4 protein-coding genes are annotated in these 3,221 nt (G+C 44.9%); 1 reads left to right on the plus strand and 3 read right to left on the minus strand.

What is annotated here, in order from left to right:
* The first annotated feature begins 271 nt into the window (after positions 1-271).
* Entirely contained in the window at positions 272-1,666 is a 1,395-nt protein-coding gene (locus tag IE224_RS20530) for a PIN-like domain-containing protein (protein ID WP_191313352.1), read from the plus strand.
* Positions 1,667-1,846: 180 nt separating this feature from the next.
* Here the strand turns inward: IE224_RS20530 and IE224_RS20535 are convergent, their stop codons facing one another.
* Genes IE224_RS20535 through IE224_RS20545 form a run of 3 tightly spaced genes read right to left on the minus strand, consistent with a single transcriptional unit; the run spans position 1,847 to position 3,125 of the window.
* Entirely contained in the window at positions 1,847-2,557 is a 711-nt protein-coding gene (locus IE224_RS20535; protein ID WP_191313354.1) for an HNH endonuclease, read from the minus strand.
* 38 nt (positions 2,558-2,595) lie between these two features.
* Entirely contained in the window at positions 2,596-2,679 is an 84-nt protein-coding gene (locus IE224_RS21490) for an excalibur calcium-binding domain-containing protein (protein WP_373305593.1), read from the minus strand.
* Positions 2,658-3,125, minus strand: a complete 468-nt coding sequence (locus IE224_RS20545) for a hypothetical protein (RefSeq protein ID WP_191313356.1) — start codon at positions 3,123-3,125, stop codon at positions 2,658-2,660. Before IE224_RS20545 ends, IE224_RS21490 begins: the two co-directional genes overlap by 22 nt.
* Positions 3,126-3,221 lie beyond the last annotated feature (96 nt).

A 3,221-nucleotide genomic window follows, 5' to 3' on the forward strand; every position in this document is an offset into this window, starting at 1 on the left:
CCTTCGGCATCTCGATACTGAATCAGGCCAACCTTGGGACTCTAGGTCAGGGATCGGAGGGTCCTCAGGAGCGCAGGATTCAGACTTCCACTTCACGCTTGAAATACAACCGTCTCTCAGGAGACTACTTATGTCGAACCACTATAGCTATCAGAAGAAGCCGATGATGAACAAAACTCGGGGTGAGAATGGCGAGATGCCCCCTGAAAGCAAAGAAACTCAGCAACCATCTGCATCATTAATTTCACCATGACACTCTAAGGAAAATAAGATGAAGGGAATGTTTACACAATTTGATGACATAAGAAATAATAACAATAAAAAGGTTTGGGAAGAGGCGCTATTTGTATTTGACACTAATTGTCTTTTGAATCTTTATAGATACAGAACAGAAACTAGAGATCAACTAATTAACGTTATCGAAAAAATATCAGGTAGGATATGGATTCCTCATCATGTTGCTCTCGAATTTCAGAGAAACAGGTTGAAGGTAATTTTAAGTCAGAAAAAAAGATTTTCCGAAATAAGAGAAGTTATAACCAACTCTCAAAATAAACTTCAAAGCGAAATAGGAAACCTTCAATTAGAGCGCAGGCATTCCCTAATTGATCCTTCTCCGTTGATTAATGGATTTAAGGAATTGGTGGAAAGGTTTTTCTCCGACCTGGATGCACTCCAAAAAAGCCAGCAGCCGATAAGCACTCATGACCCCATAAAAATTAAAATAGAAGAACTTTTTGACGGGAAAGTTGGAAATGGACCGTCTGAGCAAAAAGAAGTGGATGATTTGTATAAGCTGGCTGAAAAGAGGTACCAGTTCAAGATACCGCCAGGTTACTTGGATTCAAAAAAAGACAAGGATGAGCCTGATGAGCATTATCACTCAGGGGTATTGTATAAAAGAAAATTTGGAGATTTTGTAATTTGGAATCAACTTCTAACTCATGCAAAAGAAAATAACTTAAGATCTATTATATTTGTTACCGACGACGGGAAAGAAGATTGGTGGTGGAAGATAAATGATGAGGGTCCTAAGACATTAGGGCCTCGGCCGGAGCTTGTTGATGAAGCAAAGCATGTAGGTGGAATAACATCATTTTTGATGTACAAGCCGGAAGGATTCCTTGAGAATTCCAGAAATTTTGTGGATGCAGACGTATCTAAAGAAACGATCGACGAAGTCCGGGATGTTTCTAGATTGGCAAATCTTCGCCTAAGCAATAGAATAAGAATTTACAGCAATGTAATTCGTGCAGAGCAGGCTGTGTTAAACTGGTTAAGCAAAAAATTTCTTAGTGTCCTAAAAAATGAAGAAGGGGCTCCTGATTTTATAGTTGAATCTTTGGGTAATAAGATAGGATTTGAAGTCAAATTTGCAGCACATGTTCAATCTATAAAATCCAGAATGAGAGAGGTTGGAGCTATTAGTTATAACAGAATGAAGGCACTGAGTCTTAATTCAATAAATATTGTTTGGGTAGTGGAAGGCCCTGAGGTAGCAGGTGAAGTGTCAGAGGCTTTGCTTAAAAACCCCCTGAGGCCGTTCCCTCCGGGAGTTTTCCATGTTGTTGGTTACACAGAAGATTCTGATGGAGAAGCCACATTCGTTCCATTTTATGGATCTCACGCAGGGAGCAGTGATTTCGGACATGATATATTTGGATGAAACGGAGAGCAGCTTAACTATTAGAAAGGAGCTCCCTAGAACGTAATTAAAAATTTTCCCAGGCTTCAAGGCAAAGATAAGCATCGGAGTGATTGGGCATGACAGTATCCTACATTCCTAGCCCGAGCACATACACTTATTACCAAATAAGCTGGGACCGGAGGTTGATGAATTCTAGCTTTAGAGGATCAAGCCGCGGGCTTCGGGGATAGTCAGCCACTTTTTTTCAATAATCATCGCCCGGTGTATCGCGCGGTGACAGCAAGCACAAAGTAGCGATAGATCGGAGAGCTTTGTTTTTCTTTCCCTAGCACCTGCTAGCGGGACAATGTGGTGAGCTTCGAAAATCGCATCTTCTAATTCTGCTTTGATGTCAGGTCGTGACAGATCACATATTTCGCATCTCAGGCCGGTTGCTCTACGTGCATCGAGCAGCATCTTGCGAACCTTCGGATTACGCTCTTTTCTGACATGGATCGCAGTGAGAAGTCTTCCTTCGGGAAGTTCCTCGACTTCCTCTGGAATTTCTTCTGGCAAGATTGTCTTCATGCCTGTGCTGATAGCGTCAGCAAGAGATCTAACAGTGGCTGGTTGAGAACTATATTTCTCCCATACCTGGCGATCTGTCTTCGATACGTTCGATAGTCCTCTGCCGCTGTCGAGCTGCCGCAGATTCATCAGTTTAAAGCCGACGCCGTCCGGATTTCTAAACGACGGCTGCTTGGCTGCTTCAAGATGATAGGGCATTGACCGCAGAACTGCGGAGAGTGCTTGAATCTCTGGAGAGCGAGGAGACGGGACGTTTCTGTCAAGGCGGAGGTAAAGATCTAACGCGAGAACAATTTCATCGTGGGTCCAGTTAGGGTTTCCATGTCCTTTGGTTTTGGCCATTCGTCTTTCTCAGCGCTACAAGTCTTACTTTGTAAGTGTCAGCAGATGCTTTCGCAGGGAATGCCGTCACTGTCGCGATCCAGGCGGCCGGTTGCTGCTCCTAGCCCTGCTTCCAACTCCACCAAAAGCGCCTTTTCCTGGGGTTGCGTGCTGCTTCAAGTGGTGCATTAGCAGTGGGTTGCTCTGGTTGCGCTAGAGCCAAGACTCTGTCTGTTGCGGCATCAAGCCTCTTACGCAGATCTTGTACCGTCTCCTGCTGACGCTTCGAGTTTTCTCGTTCCTGAACTAGAAGCTCTTCAGTCATGGCAAGCTTCAGTTTCAGAAGTTCTATCTCATTTGAGGCGGTTGCAGAAGCTTCCTTGAGTGGGTTGCGCACTTCATCATGACGCGCATCTGACGGGGGTTGCGCGTTGTTGCGTGGGTAGACGCGAAATAGCTCTACAGGCTCGATGAGGTAAGACCCATCGTGCTGCCTTGCTGCAGAAATTCGACCTGATTTGATCGCACGGCTGATCGTAGATTTGGACAGGCCCGTCTCTCGGGCGGCACGACTGATTGACCAGCTCATGTGCTGTCACCTAAAAGCTTAATCTTCATGACGCTGCTCTCTGGCAGGCAAATCAGGCTCCATCCCATCAAAAAATGGCTGTGAAGGTGGAGGCAT

This window comes from Paracoccus aerius (assembly GCF_014656455.1).
In the GTDB taxonomy this organism is placed as follows: Bacteria; Pseudomonadota; Alphaproteobacteria; order Rhodobacterales; family Rhodobacteraceae; genus Paracoccus; species Paracoccus aerius.

What these genes read in the sequence shown, in the direction of transcription:
- IE224_RS20545 (WP_191313356.1), bottom strand. Translation starts at nt 3,125, where the DNA reads ATGAGCTGGTCAATCAGTCGTGCCGCCCGAGAGACGGGCCTGTCCAAA.
- IE224_RS20530 (WP_191313352.1), top strand. Translation starts at nt 272, where the DNA reads ATGAAGGGAATGTTTACACAATTTGATGACATAAGAAATAATAACAAT.
- IE224_RS20535 (WP_191313354.1), bottom strand. Translation starts at nt 2,557, where the DNA reads ATGGCCAAAACCAAAGGACATGGAAACCCTAACTGGACCCACGATGAA.